This is a genomic window from Streptomyces sp. RG80 (genome assembly GCF_040446465.1).
Classification (GTDB): domain Bacteria; phylum Actinomycetota; class Actinomycetes; order Streptomycetales; family Streptomycetaceae; genus Streptomyces.
In genome coordinates this window covers 290,713-309,306 of record NZ_JBEAAJ010000005.1, presented here as the reverse complement: position 1 = coordinate 309,306, position 18,594 = coordinate 290,713, and the positions used below count along the sequence as shown (strand labels likewise).

Sequence of the window (18,594 nt, the reverse complement as noted above, 5' to 3'; positions counted from 1 at the left end):
ACGCCTCCTTTCGCCGGAGCACGCTCATGGTCGGCGGCCGATGCGGGATGCGACTCGGGAGAGCCGGAACCAGTAGAAACCGTGCCCTGCCAGCGTCAGCAAGTACGGCAGTTCACCGATGGCCGGGAAGCGGACACCGCCGATGAGTTCCACGGGGTGGCGTCCGTCGAAGGCCCGGAGATCGAGTTCGGTGGGCTGTGCGAAGCGGGAGAAGTTGTGCACGCACAGGACGAGGTCGTCCTCGTACTCGCGCAGGAACGCGATGACGGCGGGGTTGGAGGACTGGAGCTCGGTGTAGGAGCCGAGGCCGAAGGCGGGGTTCTGTTTGCGGATCTCGATCATGCGGCGGGTCCAGTGCAGCAGCGAGGAGGGCGACGACATCGACGCCTCGACGTTGGTGACCTGGTAGCCGTAGACCGGGTCCATGATCGTGGGCAGGTAGAGGCGGCCGGGGTCGCAGGAGGAGAAGCCGGCGTTCCTGTCCGGGGTCCACTGCATGGGGGTGCGGACGGCGTCGCGGTCGCCGAGCCAGATGTTGTCGCCCATGCCGATCTCGTCGCCGTAGTAGAGGATCGGCGAGCCGGGCAGGGAGAGCAGCAGGGCGGTGAAGAGTTCGATCTGGTTGCGGTCGTTGTCGAGGAGGGTGGCCAGGCGGCGGCGGATGCCGATGTTGGCGCGCATGCGGGGGTCTTTGGCGTATTCGGCCCACATGTAGTCGCGCTCTTCGTCGGTGACCATCTCCAGGGTCAGCTCGTCGTGGTTGCGCAGGAAGATGCCCCACTGGCAGTTCGAGGGGATGGCCGGGGTCTTGGCGAGGATTTCCGAGACCGGGTAGCGGGACTCCCGGCGTACGGCCATGAAGATGCGGGGCATGACCGGGAAGTGAAACGCCATGTGGCATTCGTCCCCGCCGGACTGGTAGTCGCCGAAGTAGTCGACGACGTCCTCGGGCCACTGGTTCGCCTCCGCCAGCAGCACCGTGTCCGGGTACATCAGGTCGATCTCGCGGCGCACACGCTTCAGGAAGTCGTGGCTGGCGGGCAGGTTCTCGCAGTTGGTGCCCTCGGCCGCGTACAGATAGGGGACCGCGTCGAGCCGGAAGCCGTCGATTCCCAGATCCAGCCAGAAGCGAAGAGCGGCCAGGATCTCCTCCTGGACCGCCGGGTTCTCGTAGTTGAGGTCCGGCTGATGGGAGAAGAAGCGGTGGAAGAAGTACTGCTTGCGCACCGGGTCGTACGTCCAGTTGGAGGATTCCGTGTCGACGAAGATGATCCGGGCGTCGGCGTACTGCTTGTCGTCGTCGGCCCACATGTAGTAGTCGCCGTAGGGCCCCTCGGGGTCCCTTCTCGACTCCTGGAACCACGGGTGCTGGTCGCTGGTGTGGTTCATGACGAAGTCGATGATGACGCGCATGCCGCGCTGGTGGGCGGCGTCGACGAACTCCACGAAGTCGGCGAGGTCGCCGAACTCGGGCAGGACGGCGGTGTAGTCGGAGACGTCGTAACCGCCGTCACGCAGGGGCGACTTGAAGAACGGCGGCAGCCACAGGCAGTCGACGCCCAGCCATTGCAGGTAGTCGAGCTTGGCGGTGAGGCCCTTGAGGTCGCCGACACCGTCGCCGTTGCTGTCCTGGAAGGAGCGGACGAGTACCTCGTAGAAGACGGCACGCTTGAACCAGTCGGGATCCCGGTCCTTGGCGGGGGTGTCCTCGAAGGTGTCCTGGACGGGCTCGTTGACGGTCATGAAGCTGTTGACCCTCCGGTGTCGGATGCCGATGGCTGGACGTGGAGCACGTGCGCGGGCGTCCGACCGGGTTCGAGGCGGACATAGTTGGTCCGGCCCCAGTGATAGGTCTCACCGGTCAGTTCGTCGTGCACGGACAGGGATGGGTTCCCGTCCAGGCCGAGTTGCGGCATGTCCAACGAGACCGTGGCCTCCTGGGTGTGATGGGGGTCGAGGTTGGCGACCACCAGAACCGTGTCCTGACCGGCGCGCTTGCTGTACGCGATCACGGAGTCGTTGTCGGTGTGGTGGAAGTGGATGTTCCTGAGCCGGCGCAGAGCGGGGTGGCTCCGACGGGTCGTGTTCAGCCGGGTGATGAGCGGGGTGATGCTGTCGGCGGTTTCCCAGTCCCGTGGGCGGAGTTGGTACTTCTCCGAGTTCAGGTATTCCTCGCTGCCGTCCCTGAGGGGGGTGTTCTCGCAGAGCTCGTAGCCGCTGTAGATGCCCCAGGTGGGGGAGAGGGTGGCGGCCAGGACCGCGCGGACCTCGAAGGCGGGACGGCCCCCTTGCTGGAGGTAGGCGTGCAGGATGTCGGGGGTGTTGGCGAAGAAGTTGGGCCGCATGTAGGCGGCTGCCTCACCCGACAGCTCGGTCAGGTACTCGGTGAGTTCTTCCTTGGTGTTGCGCCAGGTGAAGTAGGTGTAGGACTGCTGGAAGCCGATCTGGGCCAGGGTGTGCATCATGGCCGGCCGGGTGAACGCCTCGGCCAGGAAGATCACGTCGGGGTCGGTGGCGTTCACCTCGGCGATCACCCGCTGCCAGAAGACGACCGGCTTGGTGTGCGGGTTGTCCACCCGGAAGATCCGCACCCCGTGCCCCATCCAGAACCGCAGCACCCGGACCGTCTCGGCGATCAGCCCGTCCAGGTCGGCGTCGAAGGCGATGGGATAGATGTCCTGGTACTTCTTCGGCGGATTCTCCGCATAGGCGATGGTGCCGTCCGGGCGGTGATGGAACCACTCCGGATGCTTGTGCACCCAGGGGTGGTCCGGGGAACACTGCAACGCGAAGTCCAGCGCGATCTCCAGACCGAGCCCGGCCGCCTCGGCGACGAAGTGGTCGAAGTCCTCGATCGTCCCCAGATCCGGATGGACCGCGTCATGGCCGCCCTCGGGCGAGCCGATCGCCCACGGCACCCCGGGATCGTCCGGACCGGCCGACAGGGTGTTGTTCGGACCCTTGCGAAACGTCGTCCCGATCGGATGGATCGGCGGCAGATACACCACGTCGAAGCCCATCGCCGCGATCGCCTCCAGCCGGCGCGCGGCCGTCCGGAACGTGCCGTGCGGACGCTCCGGTGTGCCCTCCGAACGGGGGAAGAACTCGTACCAGGCCCCCACCAGCGCCCGCTCCCGCTCCACCAGCAGCGGCAGCGCCTCCGAGACCGAGACCGGGTCGCGCAGCGGATACCGGCCCAGCACCGCGTCCACCTCCGGCGTCAACGCCCCCGCCAACCGCACCGAGATCGACAGCGAGTCGTCGCGCAGGGCCTCCGCGGCGGCCAGCACCAGCCCGCGTCCCGCGACCTCCGGAACCCCGGCCGCCGCATGGAAGTAGAGCTCGGCGCCCTCCTCCAGGACGAGGCCGACGTCGATGCCCGCCGGGATCTTGATGCCGGCGTGGCGGCGCCAGGTGGCGATCGGGTCGCCCCAGGCCTCCACGTGATAGGTCCAGCGGCCCACGGCGCCGGGGGTGACATCGGCGCCCCAGCGGTCCGTGCCCGGGGCCAGTTCACGCATCGGGGTCCACGGGCCGGGGCGGCCCTCGGGGTCCGTCAGCACGACGTTGGCGGCGACCGCGTCATGGCCCTCGCGGAACACCGTGGCCGTGACCTGGAACGTTTCCCCCGCGACCGCCTTGGCCGGGCTCCGGCCGCCGTCGACGAGCGGCCGGACGTCCCGTACCGGGATGCGGCCGATGGTGTGGCTCGCGCTCATGGATCTCACCTCCGCCGTGCTTGAGGCCGGGCCCGTGGCCCGGCCGGGGGATCGAAGCTGCGCCGGAAGGGTCTACCTCCCCGCGGGGGTGCGCACGAGCGTCACCGGCGGAGCTCGTCTGACCGCGGCGGTCGAGCAGACCTGCTCGTCCTGCTCGCGGAGGTAGGTGACGAGGTTCGTGCGCAGATAGCGTTCGGCGGCGTCCGCGGCCTCCCGCGCACAGCGCTTCCCCATGAGCACGCAGAGGGTGTAGCCCGAGTCCTCGAAGGTGGCCCGCGCTCCGCCGTCGGCGGGGGAGGCGAGCATCTTGCGTTCCCAGGCCCGGTAACGCCGCAGTTGCCGGGCGACTTCGGCCTTGGCCGGTAGCAGCATGGCGCCGTTCACCTTCCATGGAGGGTTTCACTCATGGTGCACGGGTGACGACGCAGCGTCTTGTTGGAGCTTCAACCATCTCGCCGATCGCTCGTGTTGCACGAATGGCGTAGCACTCCCACTCTGGAGGTGACTCAGGAGCGATCACTGCTCACGCTGCGCGTTCGGGGCCCGTCCCACCGGGACGGGGAGCGGCGGGAGCCTCGCCGGTGAGGAGCCAACGACGATGAACACCGCAGTGCCCCGCTACTACCACCTCGATGTGGACGTCACCCCGGAACGGGTCGGCCAGGTCAGCCGCATTCTGGCCGCTCACCTCCGGTACTGGGATCTCGACAGCGTGGTCGAGCCCGTCTGCCGCGGTGCCGAACTGCTGTTGAAGGCCATCGACGAGCACGCGACCGACAAGTTCACCTCGATCGAGATGTGGTGGAACGGCCAGCACCTCATCACGGCCGTCGGTGGCGACGACCGCGATCTGCGCCCGGACCAGGAGCTGCGCGGCTGTCTGGAGCACATCGCCGCCATGAGCGACGGCTGGGGCTGCTGCGCCACGGACACCGGCAGCAAGGTCATCTGGTTCTCCCAGCGTGCCCGCGCCGGCGAACGCGTCCCGCTGGTGCCCTCGGCGCCCGTGCCGAGCGTGCGCGAGGTGCTTCAGGTGCCCCGGGAGGAGCCGCTCGTGGGCGGCGTCCTGGAGGACGCCCGGTGACCGCAGCGCGACGCAAGGAAGGGGTGCCCGTCTGGAGCGGGCACCCCTACCCGTTGGGTGCCGCCTTCGACGGCCGGGGCACCAACTTCGCGCTGTTCAGCGAGGTCGCCGAGTGCGTCGAGCTGGTCCTCGTCGACGACGACGGCGGCCACCGCAGCGTCCCCCTGGCCGAGGTCGACGGCTTCGTATGGCACTGCTACCTGCCCGGCATCGGGCCGGGACAGCGCTACGGCTACCGGGTGCACGGGCCCTGGCAACCGGAGCTCGGCCACCGCTGCAACCCCGCGAAGCTGCTGCTCGACCCGTACAGCAGGGCCGTGGACGGGCAGGTGGACCACCATCCCGCGCTGTACGACCCCGACGCCGACAGCGTGGGACACACCATGCTCGGCGTGGTCACCGACCCGTTCTTCGACTGGGGCGACGACCGCCCGCCCCGCCGGCCCTACGCCGACACCGTCATCTACGAGGCCCACGTCCGCGGCCTGACCCGCACCCACCCCGACGTCCCGGCCGAACTCCGCGGCACCTACGCGGGGTTGGCCCACCCCGCGGTCGTCGAGCATCTGACCTCCCTCGGTGTGACGGCGGTCGAGCTGATGCCGGTGCACCAGTTCGTGCAGGACGGTGTGTTGCAGGGCCGCGGTCTGTCCAACTACTGGGGCTACAACACGATCGGCTTCTTCGCCCCGCACAACGCCTACGCCGCCCACGGCACCCTCGGCCAGCAGGTCACCGAGTTCAAGTCGATGGTCAAGACGCTGCACGCGGCCGGCCTCGAGGTGATCCTGGACGTGGTCTACAACCACACCGCCGAGGGCAACGAGAGGGGACCGACGCTCTCCTTCCGGGGCATCGACAACGCCTCGTACTACCGGCTGGTGGACGGTGACTGGGGGCACTACTACGACACCACCGGCACCGGGAACAGCCTGCTGATGCGGCACCCGTACGTGCTCCAGCTCATCATGGACTCGCTGCGGTACTGGGTCACCGAGATGCACGTCGACGGCTTCCGCTTCGACCTCGCGGCCACGCTGGCCCGGCAGTTCCACGAGGTGGACCGGCTGTCGGCGTTCTTCGACCTGATCCAGCAGGACCCGGTGATCAGCCGGGTCAAGCTGATCGCCGAGCCGTGGGACGTCGGCGAGGGCGGCTACCAGGTGGGCAACTTCCCGCCCCTGTGGTCGGAGTGGAACGGCAAGTACCGGGACACCGTGCGGGACTTCTGGCGCGGCGGCGAGCACACCCTCGGCGACTTCGCGTCCCGGCTGACCGGCTCCTCCGACCTGTACCAGCACAGCCGGCGACGGCCGCGCGCCAGCGTCAACTTCGTGACCGCGCACGACGGTTTCACCCTGCGCGACCTCGTCTCGTACAACGACAAGCACAACGAGGCCAACGGCGAGGGCAACCGGGACGGCGAGAGCGTCAACCGGTCCTGGAACTGCGGGGCGGAGGGCGAGACCGACGACGCTGCCGTGCTGGAACTGCGCGCCCGCCAGCAGCGCAACTTCCTGGCCACCCTGCTGCTCTCGCAGGGCATCCCGATGCTCTGCCACGGCGACGAGCTCGGCCGTACCCAGCGCGGCAACAACAACGCCTACTGCCAGGACAACGAGGTCTCCTGGATCGACTGGCGGTTGACCGAGGAACAGCGCGACCTCGCCGACTTCACGCGGTACGTCGTCGCACTGCGCGCCGCCCACCCCGTACTGCGCCGGCGGCGCTACTTCCGCGGGGAGACCGTGACGTACGCCGGGCAGCCGCTGCCCGACCTCGTGTGGTTCGCGCCGGACGCGCGGGAGATGGCCGACGGGGACTGGCTGCGCTCCGACGCGCACTCCGTCGCTGTCTTCCTCAACGGCGACGCCATCGCCGAACCGGACCCGTGCGGCCGACCGGTGGTGGACGACTCCTTCCTGCTGCTGCTCAACGGCTACTGGGAGCCGGTGGACTTCCGGCTGCCGGACCCGGCGTACGGCGAGCGCTGGACGACGCTGATCGACACCGCCGAGCCCAAGGGCGCCCCCGACGAGACGGAACACAAGGCGGAGACGGCCCTGACGGTCGAGCCCCGCAGTCTGGTCCTGCTGTCACGGCCGCCCTCCGGGGCGACCTCCCCGCTCAGCGCACGCGGCGTGCCGTCACCGTGAACCGCGCCCCGTCGGGGTCGCGCAGTACGGCCTCGTCACCGGCCTTGGACAGAACACTTCCGCCGTGCCGCTCCGCCGCCTCGGCGCAGGCGCCGACGTCCGCGACGGCGAAGTGCACCTGCCAGTGCGGCCGGATGGTGGGATCGGGCGCCGCCCCCAGCGCCCCCGACTCGATACGGGCCACGATGTCGCCCTCGCTGCGCAGCACGACCTCGCCGCCCTCGTAGCGGACCTCGCAGCAGCCGGGCCGGTCCGAGGCCCAGTCCAGGATCTCGCCGTAGAAGATGGCGGCGTCGAAGGCGTCGCGGGTGTGCAGCCGGATGAAGGTCGGGGCCGCGCGGCGCCAGCTTCCCCAGTTGGCGACGAGCTCCCCCTCCCAGATCCCGAAGGTCGCCCCGTCGCGGTCGGCCAGCAGTGCCGCCCGCCCGGGCGGGAAGGACAGCGGCCCGACCGCGGCAGTGCCGCCCCGCTCCTGCGCCCGCGCCACGGCCTCGTCCGCGCTGGGCACGGCGAAGTACGGCGTCCAGGCCACCGCCATCTGCCACATCGCCGCGACCGCGGCGATCCCGGCCACCGGCGTGTCGTCCACCACGGCCACCCGGAACCGGTCGCCGAGCTTGGCCGGTCGCCACTCCCAGCCCAGGACCGCGGCGTAGAAGCCCTCGGCGGCCTCCTGGTCCCGGGTGGTCAGGCTCACCCAGCAGGGTGCGCCGAACACGGCGTGCGTGGAGACGACGTCCGTCGTACCACCGGGTCGTCTGAAGTCATGGTTCATGGCAGTCGCGTCCTGATCTCGCCGGCCGGCAGCCCCCGGTCTCCTACCAGTGTCCGACCGGAACCGCTCCGGGCGCCTGTCGAGTACCCGGCGGACGTGGCCGAAACGAGTGGTGTGTGCCCGGTGGCCCTGGACCGGTGGAGTGACGAGGATGGTGGGGTGACCACAGGACGGGACGGCCCTGGCGACGAGACAGACCGCATTTTCGAGCTGCAGGAAGAAGTGGAGCAGCTGAAGGAGGCCGTCTCCGCGCATGCCGTCGTGGACCAGGCGATCGGCATGATGGTCGCGCTCGGGCGAGTGACTCCGGACGAGGGCTGGGCCGTACTGAAGGACGTCTCCCAGCACACCAACATCAAGCTGCGCAGTGTCGCGGATCTGATACTCATCTGGGGGCGCAACGGCGACATGCCGCCGGAGATCCGCGCCGAGCTGGAGGAGGCGCTCGACCGCCACGGCCCGACGCAGATCCCCGGATCACCGCCGGAGTGATCTCCCCGGGTCACCGGGCCTCGGTGAGCAGTTCCTCGCGGATCTGGGCGAAGCAGCCGCTCAGCAGGCGGGAGACGTGCATCTGCGAGATGCCCAGCTGCTCGGCTATGCGGCTCTGGGTCATGCCCTGGAAGAACCGCAGATAGAGGATGGTCCGCTCGCGTTCCGGGAGGGCCTGAAGACAGGGGATCACGGCGACGCGGTCCACGACGGTGTCGTAGCGGGGGTCGGGAGCGCCGAGGGCGTCGCCCAGGGCGTATCCGTCGGTGCCGGGCATCTCCGCCTCCAGCGACAGCGCGGAGAAGCACTCCAGGGCCTCCATGCCGGTGCGCACCTCGTCCTCGCTGAGCTGGGCGCGCTCGGCGATCTCGGCCACGGTGGGCGGTCGACCCTGAGTGGTCTGGGACAGGTCCTTGAGGGCGGCGCGCACCCGGTTGCGCAGGTCCTGGACCCGGCGGGGTACGTGCAGGGTCCACATGTGGTCGCGGAAGTGCCGCTTGATCTCGCCGGTGATGGTCGGTACGGCGTACGCCTCGAAGGCGTGGCCGCGTGCGGGGTCGTAGTGGTCGACCGACTTCACCAGGCCCAGCGCGGCCACCTGGTAGAGATCCTCCAGGGACTCGCCGCGGCCCTTGAAACGCACCGCGATCCGCTCGGCCATCGGCAGCCAGAGCTCGATCAACTGGTCCCGCAACGCCTTGCGTTCCGGGCCCTCGGGCAGGGAGATGAGCCTTTCGAAGGATGCCGCGGTGTCGGGGGCGTCGTCGTGGGGGTGGTGCTTCGTTCTGGTGGTGACGCGCATCGCGCGCACCTCCCTCAGCAGATGCTGGATGGGAAAGACACATGGGAGGCGCGCTCGGACCTGACGGAGGACACCGGGGACGACTCCCACGGACGTGCCTCCTGTCCGAAGCACTGACATGCGAATGCCCGCTGTGGAGCGACTCAAACAATTCAGGACATTTCACTCGGAAAGACCTTGACTTTTTCTTGAGAGTCATTACCTCTGCTACAGAGCTAATCTGATGACGTGGAACAGGAGACCTTCCCGGAGGAGCTGGCCGACGCGCTCGTCGGCGTCCAGCGGCTGGTGCGGCGCCGACTGCGCCGCGAGATGCCCGCACCGCAGCTGCGCGGCGCCGAGGTCGAACTGCTGCGGCTGGTCGTGGACCGGCCCGGCATCGGCATCTCGGACGCCGCCAAGGAGCTGTACCTGGCGAGCAATTCGGTGTCGACCCTCGTCAATCAGCTGGCCCGGCAGGGCTATCTGGTCCGCGGGACCGACCCGGCCGACCGACGCGCCGCGCGCCTGCTGCCGACGCCCGCGGCCGAGGCCCGGCTCGGCGAGTGGCGCAGACGCCGCGCCGACCTCGTACGACGACAGACGGCCCGGCTCGACGAGGCCGACCTGCGAGCCCTGGCGGCCGCGATCCCGGCCCTGCGCCGCCTGGCCGACAACCTCGGGGAGGAACCGTGACCCGGTCCGCCGTCACCTGCACCGGGCTCGTCCACGCCTTCGGTGACACCAACGCCGTCGACGGACTCGACCTCACCGTGGCCGAGGGAGAGGTCTTCGGACTGCTCGGCCCCAACGGTGCCGGGAAGACCACCGCGATCCGGTGCATCACCACGCTGCTGCCGGTCCCCGCGGGCATGGTCCGCGTCTTCGGGCACGACGCCGCCGAGGACCGGATGGCCGTACGGCGTCTGCTCGGCTACGTGCCTCAGCAGCTGTCCGCCGACCAGGGCCTGACCGGCCGCGAGAACGTCGCCCTGTTCGCCCGCGTCTTCGACGTCTCCCGCCATGAACGCGCCGCCCGGGTCGCCCAGGCCCTCGCCGCCGTCGACCTCACCGACGCCGCCGACCGGCTCGCCAAGACCTACTCCGGCGGCATGGTCCGCCGCCTCGAACTAGCCCAGGCCCTGGTCAGCGCGCCGCGGCTGCTGATCCTCGACGAACCGACCATCGGCCTCGACCCGATCGCCCGTACGGGGGTGTGGGAGCACATCAACGCCGTCCGCGCGGCCACCGGCATGACGGTGCTGGTCACCACCCACTACATGGACGAGGCCGACCAGTACTGCGACCGGGTCGGTCTCATGCACCGCGGCCGCATCCGCGCCCTCGGCACCTCGGAGGAGCTGCGGCGCGGACTCGGGGAGCGTCGCGGCGCCCGGGCCACCGACCCGCTGCCCACGCTGGAGGACGTCTTCCGGGACATCGCCGGCAGTGGACTCGACGACCAGTCAGGAGACTTCCGCGATGTCCGAAGCACCCGCCGCACCGCAGGCCGTGTCGGCTGAGGGGATCAGCCTGCTGCTGAAGCCGCCCCGCCCCCGCGCGGGCTGGCGGCTGCTGCCCGCCCGGGTCGGCGCGATGTGCGCCGTCGAACTGCAGAAACTGCGCCACGACCGCACCGAGCTCTACACCCGGGCCGTCCAACCGGCCCTGTGGCTGCTGATCTTCGGCCAGACCTTCACCCGGATCAAGGCGATCCCCACCGACGGCATCCCCTACATCGACTACCTGGCGCCGGGCATCATCGCCCAGTCCGCGATGTTCATCGCCATCTTCTACGGCATCCAGATCATCTGGGAGCGGGACGCCGGCATCCTCAACAAGCTCCTCGTCACCCCGACCCCGCGCTCGGCGCTGATCACCGGGAAGGCCTTCGCGGCCGGTGTGAAGTCCCTGGTGCAGGCGGTCGTCGTGATCCTCATCGCCGCCGTGCTCGGTGTCGCCCTGACCTGGAATCCGCTGAAGCTGCTCGGTGTCGCGGCGATCGTCGTCCTCGGCTCCGCGTTCTTCTCGTGTCTGTCGATGACCATCGCCGGCATCGTCCTCAGCCGCGACCGGCTGATGGGCATCGGACAGGCCATCACCATGCCGCTGTTCTTCGGCTCCAACGCCCTCTACCCGCTGGCCGTCATGCCCGGCTGGCTCCAGACGGTCAGCAAGGTCAACCCGCTCAGCTACCAAGTGGACGCCCTGCGCGGCCTCCTCCTCGGCACACCCGCCCATCTCGCGCTCGACTTCGGCGTGCTGTTCGTCGCCGCCGCACTCGGCATCGCCGCGGCCTCCTCGCTGCTGGGCCGGCTCGCACGCTGATCATGGGCCGGGACGTGATGTGCGGCACGCCCGCGGGGTGCTGTGCGCCCCGGCGTCGGGGAGTTCTTCCTGCGCACGGCTTGATCACTGATCAAAGGGGGTGAATCCGCTGGCCACAGCGCATTCTGCTCATTTGACAGTGCACTGAGCACACAGATAGGAAGCAGCTCTCTGAGGGACAAGAGGTGGATTGTGTACGAGCCGAACGTGGTCGGGGACTGGCAGGAGTACGACGAGCATCCCGGCCTGCGTGTCCGCGTCCACCGGCTGGAAGCCTCCGAGCCACCACGCGGCCGGGACGACGCCGCCGAGGGTCTCACCTACTTCAGCGTCCGTGTGACCGTCGAGAACCGCGGCGGCCGGCACTCCACCATCCACCTGGAGGACGGCCAGATCGACGTCCGGGTCGGCACCGACGGCGAGAGCGCGTTCATCGACTGGCGCAACTCGCAGTTCATCGAGGGCTTCGACGTCTACCCGCTGCGCCGGGCCACCGCCGTGCTGTACGCGGCGGGCCCGGAGGCGTCCCTGAGCCTGGTCGACGTACAGATCCAGCTGCGGGTCGACGAGGAGTGGGCCGAGCGCAGGCTGTGGGCGGGCGGCATCGGCCTCCAGGAGGGCGCCGTGCAGAGCGCCTGCGGACGGGAAGGCCTGGCCCACCAGGTGAGCAACTTCCTGCGCGACCAGGCCGAAGAGGGCACCGCCTGACGGTCAGTGCGGGATGCCGTCGATGATCTCCCGGGCGCCCTGACGCAGCAGCGCCACGGCGACCGAGGTGCCCAGCGTGGCCGGGTCGAGCCGGCCCGCCCACTCGTGGGCGTTCAGCCGGGTCTTGCCGTCCGGGGTGAACACGCAGGCCCGCAGGGAGAGTTCGCCCCCGTGGTCCACGCGCGCGTACCCGGCGATCGGGCTGTTGCAGTGTCCCTGGAGCACATGCAGGAACATCCGCTCCGCCGTGGCCTCCCGGTGCGTGTCCGGATCGCCGAGCCCGCTGACCGCGTCGATGAGCTCGGTGTCGCCCTCGCGGCACTGCAGGGCCAGGATGCCCGCGCCGATCGGCGGCATCATCGTCTCGGGGGAGAGGATCTCGCTGATCACGTCCTCGCGCCCGATGCGTTCCAGGCCGGACACCGCGAGCAGCAGCGCGTCCGCCTCACCGGCCGCCAGTTTCGCGAGGCGCCGGTTGGCGTTGCCGCGGAACGGCACACACTCCAGCTCCGGGTGCGTGGCGGCCAGTTGCGCGACCCGGCGCACCGAGGAGGTGCCGATGCGGGCACCGGCCGGGAGCTCGTCCAGGGTGAGCCCGCCCGGATGGATCAGGGCGTCGCGGATGTCGTCCCGCTTCAGGAACGCGGCGAACGTGGTCCCCGCCGGAAGCGGCCGGTCGGCGGGCACGTCCTTCACGCAGTGCACCGCGAGGTCGGCCTCCCCGGCCAGCAGCGCGGCGTCGACCTCCTTGGTGAACGCGCCCTTCCCCTCGACCTGCGACAGGTCGCCCATCCACTTGTCGCCGGTCGTCTTCACCGGCACGACCTCGGTGCGCACACCGGGATGCAGTACGGCCAACTCGGCGCGGACACGCTCCACTTGGGCGAGCGCCATGGGCGAGTCGCGGGAGACGATACGGATCAGTTCGGGCACGGACATGCGGGACACGATAGACCCTCACGGCCCCGCGCCCGTGCCGTACCGCGCTTCACATGCGCCAGTCGAAGGGGAAGAAGTCCCCGCTCTCCGCGAGCGCGGCGGCGTCGGTCGGCGTGCGCACCAGGCAGCGGTGGCGCAGGAGTTCGCGCCGTTCGTCCGGGGTGAGCCGGGGAGCGGTCCAGTCGAGCGCGTCGACGCCTTCGCGCCCGCAGGCGTTGACCTCGTCACCGGCGGCGGTCCGCAGGTCGACCCGGAAGTCCGTGCGCCACTGCGAGTTGTGCCCCCAGCCCTGCGACAGGTCCACCGTGGGCCGGTACCGGCGCAGATAGGTCCAGTACAGCGGCGAACGGTCGGCCACGCCACGTTCGGCGTGCCGGGCGCCCGCGCGGACCCGTACCCCGGCCCGGCCGAACAGCAGGGACCCGACCCACATTCCGGGCCAGACGACCTCGGTGATCCGGACGGGCTCGTCCGGGTCCTCGGCCTGTTCGACCTCCACGATCTCGTACAGGAACGGGTCGAAGGTCCCGGTGTCCTCGAACGGCGTCAGGCCCAGGCCGGTGAAGAGGCGCAGGTACTCGGCGCGCGAGACGGCGGGCCAGACACCGGCGTGGTCCCCGGGGGGCTGGAAGCCGGTCAACAGCACGTCGCTGACCCGGCTCAGCGCGTACAGCTCCCAGAGCAGGTCCCCGCACCGCTCGTCCGGCCCGTCGACCGCCGTCGCGACCAGCAGATCCACACCGCTCGTGAGCGCCTCGCGGTAGGCGAGCCGCGCCCGGGCGAGCCAGGGTTCCACCACGCCGGCGTACGCGTCCGCACCCTCGTGGTCGCGCAGCGCCTGGAACAGCGTGCGCGCGTCGACCCAGGCCTTCTCCTCGTCCATGCGCGCACCCTAGTCAGGGCCGGGCGCGGTGATCCACGCGTTTATCCGGCGAGCGGGACACTCATCTCGACCGAGCGCAGTGCCGCCGCCAGTGCCAGGTCGTCGCCGAAGTCGAGGGCGGTGTCGGTGAGTTTGATGACGTGCTCGTCGCCGTGGGCCAGAGCGCGCTCCAGGACTTCCTCCGGGGTGAGACGGGCGGGCGGGGCATAGGCGACCGCCTCCTCGGGGCCGTACATCGCGGTGACCGCCGCGGACGCGTTCCATGCCGCGTGCAGGCTCGGCGCCCACTGGTCCCTGGGCAGCGCGTCCAGGGTGCGCAGTACGGCGTTGGGCGCGGTGGCCGCGTGGACGAGCATGGTCGGCTCGCCGTGACCGTGGGTGGCGTAGCGGTGGGTGGCGGCCCGGACGAGCTCGGTGAGCCGGGCGCGGGCCGTGTCGGGGTCCGTCACGTCGCCGGCCCAGGTGGGCAGTCGGTGGACGGCGGCGAGACGGTCCCTGAAGCCCATGTGGCCCGGTTCTATAGCGGGCACCGCGTCCAGGGACGTCAGGGCGGTCGGCGCGCCCGGCAGCGCGGCGACGCCGGTCACCGGCTGGTGCCGGGCCGCCCAGTAGCCGAGCGCGTGGGCGAGTTCGGTGACCCGGGGCGCGTTCTCGTCGGCTTCCAGGGCGCGTACGGCGTGGCCGACCCGGATGACGGTGTGGGTGGCGCCGCCGTACAGGCCGGGCAGCAGGCGCGGCCACCATGTGGCGAGGACCGTTCGCCAAGGCTGCTCGGCGAGGGCGCGTGAGTAGTGGTCGGTCCAGTCCGCGATACGGCGTGGATCCCCCAGGGCCTCGCGCCAGTTGTCGTCCGTGACGGGGGCCACGCGGTCGGGGAAGTCCTCCAGCTTGTCCGTGTAGAGGTCGACCCAGCGGTGGACGGCCCCCGCCTGTCCGTGGGCGGCGAGCGACTCGACGACCATGGGGGCGTGGTTGGTCAGCCAGCCGTCGCGTTCCGGGCCGGAGGCGTGCAGGCGTTCCAGGGCTTCTTCGAGCCGTCCGCTCGTGTCGTTGTCGGTCATGAGCCGGACGTTATGCCGCGAGCGCGGGTGCCGGGATCGGGCGCGGGACGGAAGCCGCGGGGTGCACGGGTCCTAGGTCTCGCGCCCGATCCCGTCGCCGGATCAGGCGTTGGGGTCGAAGGAGATCCCCGACGGCTTGGCCTTCGACAGGTCGGAGGCGAAGTTCGCGTCCTTCAGGGCGAAGTTGGCGCTGCCGAAGTTGTAGGCGACCAGCTTGTCGCGGACGCCTGACGGGTAGCCGTTCCAGCCGACCAGCGGCGGGTACTGCCAGGTGCCCTTGGCGTTCTCCGGCGGCTCGTCGCCCGAGTTCGCCAGCCGGAAGGCGTGCGTACTGATGCCGTCCTTGTGGTAAACGATCTTCGCGTGGGTGCCGTCGAAGCGGACGCCGGAGGTCGCGGTCGTCGAGTACGAGCCGTGGGCGGACGTCGACACGTACTGGATTGTGCCGTTCTGCACCCAGATCACGACGTGTTCCCAGTCGTGCCGGTGCCCGCCGATGCTGCTGTTCGCCAGGGCCTGGTCCTTCTCGAAGTACAGGCCGTACATGTAGGCGCACCAGCCGTTGTTGCACTTGTAGCGCGAGTACGAGTTGGTGTTGTTCAGGTCCGAGAGGTCGTGGCACTCGCCGCTGAGCGAACCCGTCGGGTTCAGACCGCCGTTGACCGTTCCGTCGGGGCCGATCGCGGGCGTGGGGTAGCAGCCGTCGGTGTCGTAGTCCCAGGCCGGCTGGTAGGTGTACTCGGCCGACTCGGCGTTGGTGGGCAGGGCGGCGGGCGGGGCGGCGAAGGCGGCGCTGGGGAAGGCGACGACCAGGGCGGCGGCACCGGCGAGCCCGGTGAACCATCTCGCGCGGTGCTTCTTGAACGACGATGACGACACTGCGTCCTCCTCCTGGTGCGGGCGCAGCCCAACGGCTGTGGGGGAATGGGAGGTTCAGCTTCCCGACTTTTCATGTCCGCGCCAAGATGGCGTAAGCGACTCTCTGGTAACAACCGTCCGAACATCTGGATCTTGTTCGGGATGTCAGACGAGGTCGTCCGGGAGATCGGCCGCCGACTCCTCCGGCGTGAGGTCCGGGCGCAGCCGGAGCCAGGACGGCTGGCGCAGCAGACCGACCCGGGTCCGGGTGCTGTAGCGGACCTCGCCGACGAGCCGGGGGAGGACCCAGTGCGCGCCCGCGACCGGCGGCACGGTGTCGAAGGGGCATGTGTCCGTGGCGGCGGCCCGCAACAGCGCGGCGAGCCGGGTGCGTTCGGCCTCGCTCCAGCCGGTGCCCACGCTGCCGACGTAGCGCAGCCGGCCGGCGGTGCGCTGGCCGACCAGCACCGCGCCCGGCAGACCGGTGAGCCGCCCCTTGCCGGGCAGCCAGCCGCCGCCGACGACGTCCTCGCTCTGCATGTTCCGGATCTTGATCCAGGCGCGGGAACGCACCCCGGGCTCGTACACCGAGTCCAGCCGTTTGCAGACCAGGCCTTCGAGGCCGTGCTCACGAGTGGCCTGGAGTGCCTGCCGGCCGTGGCCGACGATCGCGCCGGGGGTCGACCAGTGGGGGCCGTCCAGGGCGAGGCCCTCCAGCCGGTCGCGCCGCCGGACGTAGGGGAGCGCGGTGAGCGGGCGGCCGGCCAGGTGCAGCACGTCGAACAGCACCAGATGGGCGGGGACTTCGGCGGCCTTGCGTGCCGCCTTGCCGGGGGAGTGGGCGAGTCCCATGCGGGACTGGAGCAACTGGAAGTCGGCACGCCCCTGTGCGTCGAGCGCGAGGACCTCGCCGTCCAGTACGGCCGGCAGGGCGCCGAGCGCGCTGCCCAGCGGCCCCAGTTCGGGATAGGCGGCGGTGATGTCCTCCCCCGAGCGGGCGCGGAGCACCACGGTTCCGTCACCGGCGAGGTAGGCCACGACGCGCTGCCCGTCCTGCTTGGTCTCGTAGGCCCACCGCGCGTCCTGGGCGGCGGGCGGCAGGGTGCCGGACGTGGCGAGCATGGGCGGGATCAGGGGGAGGTCCACGGGTCAGTTGTCGACGGGCCGCGCATCCGGCACGCGCGCGTGGGGACGGTTTCGCCTGAACGGCGCTGCCCCGGGTGGCGCGGTGGCGGCCGGTCAGGCAATGCCCCGGGTGGTGCGGTGGCGGCCGGTCAGACGATGCCGCCGTTGGCCCGCAGGACCTGTCCGTTGACCCAGTGCCCGCCCGGGCCGACCAGGAAGGCGACCACGGAGGCGATGTCCTGCGGAGTCCCCAGACGCTCCAGAGGCGGCTGCGCGGCCAGCCGGGCCACGGTCTCCTCGTCCTTGCCGTCGAGGAAGAGGTCGGTGGCGGTCGGGCCGGGCGCGACCACGTTGACGGTGACGTCACGGCCCCGCAGCTCCCGGGCGAGGACCAGCGTCAGTGCCTCGACCGCCCCCTTGCTCGCGGCGTACGCGCCGTAGGTCGGGAAGGCGAGGCCGACGACCGAGCTGGAGAAGTTCACCAGCGCCCCGCCCGGACGCAGCCGGCGTGCGGCCTGCTGCCCGACGGCGAACGTGCCCCGGATGTTGGTGCGGTACAGGGCGTCGAGCTCGTCGAGATCGAGCTCCGCGACGGGCGCCAGCAGCATCCGCCCCGCCGCGTGCACCACGGCGTCCACCCCGCCGTACGTCGTCTCCGCCAGGTCGAACAGGGCGGCTACCTCGGCCTCGTCGCCGACGTCCGCGCGGGCGGCGACGGCGGAGCCCCCGGTGGCCTCGATGCCGCGCACGACCTCGTCGGCCGCGTCCTTGTTGCCCGCGTACCCGACGAGCACGGCGAACCCGTCGGCGGCCAGCTGTCGGGCGACCTCGCGCCCGATCCCGCGCGATCCTCCGGTGACGATCGCGACGCGCTGCTGTGTGGTCATGTCCGCTCCTCGTGTTAGCGACGCTACGTGTAGCTCGTAACGACGATAACACAGTTCCGTAGCGTCGGTATTCCCCGGCTCGTATCGGCGTTACGAATGTCGTACCGTGCAGGCATGGACGCGAGGGAAAAGATCCTGGAAGCCGCCGCGGAACTGCTCGCCGCGGCGCCGGCCGCCGATGTCTCCACCCGGGCCGTGTGCGAGGCGGCCGGAGTGGGCGCGCCGATGCTCTACCGGCTGTTCGGCGACAAGGCCGGGCTGCTGGCCGCCGTGGTGGACCGGGGGTTCGAGCAGTACCTCGCCTCCAAGCGGGCGGCCCGGCCCGGCGCGGATCCCGTCGCGGACCTCAAGGCCGGCTGGGACAACCACACGCGCTTCGCGCTGGAGCACCCCAACCACTACCGGCTCATGTACTCGCCCGAGCTGACGGCTCCGCCCGCCGCGGCGCGCGAGGCCCACGACCTGCTGCACGCCATCCTCGAACGCTGCGCGGCGGCCGGCCGGCTCACCGTCCCGCCCGCCCTCGCCACGCAGATGATCATGTCCGCCAACGTCGGGGCGGCCCTGTCGATGCTCACCAGACCGGAGCAGTACCCGGACCCGGGGTTCTCGGCCCGGCTGCGGGACGCGGTGATCGACTCCCTGACCCGGTCGGTCGGACCCGAGCGGGGGGACGGCGTCCCCGTCGCGGCCGCCACGCTCGCCGCCCGGCTGCGCGCCGCGCCGCCCGAGTCGTTCACGGCTGTCGAGGCGGCCCTGCTGAACCAGTGGCTGGGCACCCTCGCCGAGGGCTGAGCG

At 70.6% G+C, this 18,594-nt stretch carries 19 protein-coding genes; 8 read left to right on the top strand and 11 right to left on the bottom strand.

The features are described 5' to 3' along the window. Nucleotides 1-24: 24 nt before the first annotated feature. The 3 genes from treS to ABKA17_RS19115 all read right to left on the bottom strand — a co-directional run bounded on the left by treS (nt 25) and on the right by ABKA17_RS19115 (nt 4,091). Nucleotides 25-1,743, bottom strand: a complete 1,719-nt coding sequence (gene treS, locus ABKA17_RS19125) for a maltose alpha-D-glucosyltransferase (protein ID WP_353693296.1) — start codon at nt 1,741-1,743, stop codon at nt 25-27. Further along, nucleotides 1,740-3,719 (bottom strand): alpha-1,4-glucan--maltose-1-phosphate maltosyltransferase, encoded by a 1,980-nt coding sequence (locus tag ABKA17_RS19120; protein ID WP_353693295.1) that lies wholly within the window; start codon nt 3,717-3,719, stop codon nt 1,740-1,742. The genes treS and ABKA17_RS19120 overlap by 4 nt, the downstream gene beginning before the upstream one ends. A gap of 72 nt (nt 3,720-3,791) precedes the next feature. Beyond that, nucleotides 3,792-4,091, bottom strand: a complete 300-nt coding sequence (locus tag ABKA17_RS19115; RefSeq protein ID WP_353693294.1) for a DUF5133 domain-containing protein — start codon at nt 4,089-4,091, stop codon at nt 3,792-3,794. 226 nt (nt 4,092-4,317) lie between these two features. Between ABKA17_RS19115 and ABKA17_RS19110 the strand changes: the two genes are divergently transcribed. Then, on the top strand, nt 4,318-4,803 hold the full coding sequence (locus tag ABKA17_RS19110) for a pep a2 (RefSeq protein ID WP_353693293.1): 486 nt from the start codon (nt 4,318-4,320) through the stop codon (nt 4,801-4,803). Beyond that, complete coding sequence (gene glgX, locus ABKA17_RS19105; RefSeq protein ID WP_353693292.1) at nt 4,800-6,959, top strand: glycogen debranching protein GlgX; 2,160 nt, start codon at nt 4,800-4,802, stop codon at nt 6,957-6,959. Before ABKA17_RS19110 ends, glgX begins: the two co-directional genes overlap by 4 nt. Here the strand turns inward: glgX and ABKA17_RS19100 are convergent. Continuing rightward, nucleotides 6,931-7,734 (bottom strand): VOC family protein, encoded by an 804-nt coding sequence (locus tag ABKA17_RS19100; protein WP_353693291.1) that lies wholly within the window; start codon nt 7,732-7,734, stop codon nt 6,931-6,933. The two genes, glgX and ABKA17_RS19100, sit on opposite strands and share 29 nt — an antisense overlap. Nucleotides 7,735-7,893: 159 nt before the next feature. Between ABKA17_RS19100 and ABKA17_RS19095 the strand changes: the two genes are divergently transcribed. After that, nucleotides 7,894-8,226 (top strand): ANTAR domain-containing protein, encoded by a 333-nt coding sequence (locus tag ABKA17_RS19095; RefSeq protein ID WP_353693290.1) that lies wholly within the window; start codon nt 7,894-7,896, stop codon nt 8,224-8,226. A 10-nt stretch (nt 8,227-8,236) separates the two neighbouring features. Here ABKA17_RS19095 and ABKA17_RS19090 read toward each other — a convergent pair whose 3' ends face one another. Then, nucleotides 8,237-9,028: an RNA polymerase sigma factor SigF gene (locus ABKA17_RS19090; protein ID WP_353693289.1), complete on the bottom strand. Its 792-nt coding sequence runs from the start codon at nt 9,026-9,028 to the stop codon at nt 8,237-8,239. Nucleotides 9,029-9,256: 228 nt separating this feature from the next. Here ABKA17_RS19090 and ABKA17_RS19085 point away from each other — a divergent pair, with 228 nt between their 5' ends. From ABKA17_RS19085 to ABKA17_RS19070, 4 genes are all read left to right on the top strand, one after another. Next, nucleotides 9,257-9,703 carry a MarR family winged helix-turn-helix transcriptional regulator gene (locus ABKA17_RS19085; protein ID WP_353693288.1) on the top strand — a complete coding sequence of 149 codons (447 nt, stop codon included), beginning with the start codon at nt 9,257-9,259 and terminating at the stop codon, nt 9,701-9,703. Continuing rightward, entirely contained in the window at nt 9,700-10,530 is an 831-nt protein-coding gene (locus tag ABKA17_RS19080; RefSeq protein WP_353693287.1) for an ABC transporter ATP-binding protein, read from the top strand. The genes ABKA17_RS19085 and ABKA17_RS19080 overlap by 4 nt, the downstream gene beginning before the upstream one ends. After that, nucleotides 10,490-11,335, top strand: coding sequence for an ABC transporter permease (locus tag ABKA17_RS19075; protein ID WP_353693286.1), 846 nt, complete (start codon nt 10,490-10,492; stop codon nt 11,333-11,335). Before ABKA17_RS19080 ends, ABKA17_RS19075 begins: the two co-directional genes overlap by 41 nt. Nucleotides 11,336-11,527: 192 nt before the next feature. After that, the gene (locus tag ABKA17_RS19070; protein ID WP_353693285.1) at nt 11,528-12,043 is read left to right on the top strand and encodes a hypothetical protein; all 516 of its coding nucleotides are present in this window, start codon (nt 11,528-11,530) and stop codon (nt 12,041-12,043) included. Nucleotides 12,044-12,046: 3 nt separating this feature from the next. On the opposite strand, the gene hemC is transcribed toward ABKA17_RS19070, so the two are convergent. The 6 genes from hemC to ABKA17_RS19040 form a co-directional block, all read right to left on the bottom strand. Next, nucleotides 12,047-12,982, bottom strand: coding sequence for a hydroxymethylbilane synthase (hemC, locus tag ABKA17_RS19065; RefSeq protein ID WP_353693284.1), 936 nt, complete (start codon nt 12,980-12,982; stop codon nt 12,047-12,049). 49 nt (nt 12,983-13,031) lie between these two features. After that, nucleotides 13,032-13,865, bottom strand: a complete 834-nt coding sequence (locus ABKA17_RS19060) for a hypothetical protein (protein WP_353693283.1) — start codon at nt 13,863-13,865, stop codon at nt 13,032-13,034. A gap of 41 nt (nt 13,866-13,906) precedes the next feature. Continuing rightward, on the bottom strand, nt 13,907-14,926 hold the full coding sequence (locus ABKA17_RS19055; RefSeq protein ID WP_353693282.1) for a questin oxidase family protein: 1,020 nt from the start codon (nt 14,924-14,926) through the stop codon (nt 13,907-13,909). Nucleotides 14,927-15,028: 102 nt separating this feature from the next. Further along, nucleotides 15,029-15,805 carry an NPP1 family protein gene (locus ABKA17_RS19050; protein ID WP_353693281.1) on the bottom strand — a complete coding sequence of 259 codons (777 nt, stop codon included), beginning with the start codon at nt 15,803-15,805 and terminating at the stop codon, nt 15,029-15,031. A gap of 144 nt (nt 15,806-15,949) precedes the next feature. After that, entirely contained in the window at nt 15,950-16,930 is a 981-nt protein-coding gene (locus tag ABKA17_RS19045; protein ID WP_353693280.1) for an ATP-dependent DNA ligase, read from the bottom strand. A 128-nt stretch (nt 16,931-17,058) separates the two neighbouring features. Then, a complete protein-coding gene (locus tag ABKA17_RS19040) occupies nt 17,059-17,796 on the bottom strand; it encodes an SDR family oxidoreductase (RefSeq protein ID WP_353693279.1) in 738 nt (245 codons plus the stop codon). Nucleotides 17,797-17,910: 114 nt separating this feature from the next. Between ABKA17_RS19040 and ABKA17_RS19035 the strand changes: the two genes are divergently transcribed. After that, entirely contained in the window at nt 17,911-18,591 is a 681-nt protein-coding gene (locus ABKA17_RS19035) for a TetR/AcrR family transcriptional regulator (protein WP_353693278.1), read from the top strand. The last annotated feature ends 3 nt before the right edge of the window (nt 18,592-18,594 follow it).

Coding starts and splice junctions, on each gene's coding strand:
- ABKA17_RS19120 (WP_353693295.1), bottom strand. CDS start 3,719: ATGAGCGCGAGCCACACCATCGGCCGCATCCCGGTACGGGACGTCCGG.
- ABKA17_RS19055 (WP_353693282.1), bottom strand. CDS start 14,926: ATGACCGACAACGACACGAGCGGACGGCTCGAAGAAGCCCTGGAACGC.
- ABKA17_RS19040 (WP_353693279.1), bottom strand. CDS start 17,796: ATGACCACACAGCAGCGCGTCGCGATCGTCACCGGAGGATCGCGCGGG.
- hemC (WP_353693284.1), bottom strand. CDS start 12,982: ATGTCCGTGCCCGAACTGATCCGTATCGTCTCCCGCGACTCGCCCATG.
- ABKA17_RS19075 (WP_353693286.1), top strand. CDS start 10,490: ATGTCCGAAGCACCCGCCGCACCGCAGGCCGTGTCGGCTGAGGGGATC.
- ABKA17_RS19035 (WP_353693278.1), top strand. CDS start 17,911: ATGGACGCGAGGGAAAAGATCCTGGAAGCCGCCGCGGAACTGCTCGCC.
- ABKA17_RS19090 (WP_353693289.1), bottom strand. CDS start 9,028: ATGCGCGTCACCACCAGAACGAAGCACCACCCCCACGACGACGCCCCC.
- treS (WP_353693296.1), bottom strand. CDS start 1,743: ATGACCGTCAACGAGCCCGTCCAGGACACCTTCGAGGACACCCCCGCC.
- ABKA17_RS19115 (WP_353693294.1), bottom strand. CDS start 4,091: ATGCTGCTACCGGCCAAGGCCGAAGTCGCCCGGCAACTGCGGCGTTAC.
- ABKA17_RS19100 (WP_353693291.1), bottom strand. CDS start 7,734: ATGAACCATGACTTCAGACGACCCGGTGGTACGACGGACGTCGTCTCC.
- ABKA17_RS19060 (WP_353693283.1), bottom strand. CDS start 13,865: ATGGACGAGGAGAAGGCCTGGGTCGACGCGCGCACGCTGTTCCAGGCG.
- ABKA17_RS19110 (WP_353693293.1), top strand. CDS start 4,318: ATGAACACCGCAGTGCCCCGCTACTACCACCTCGATGTGGACGTCACC.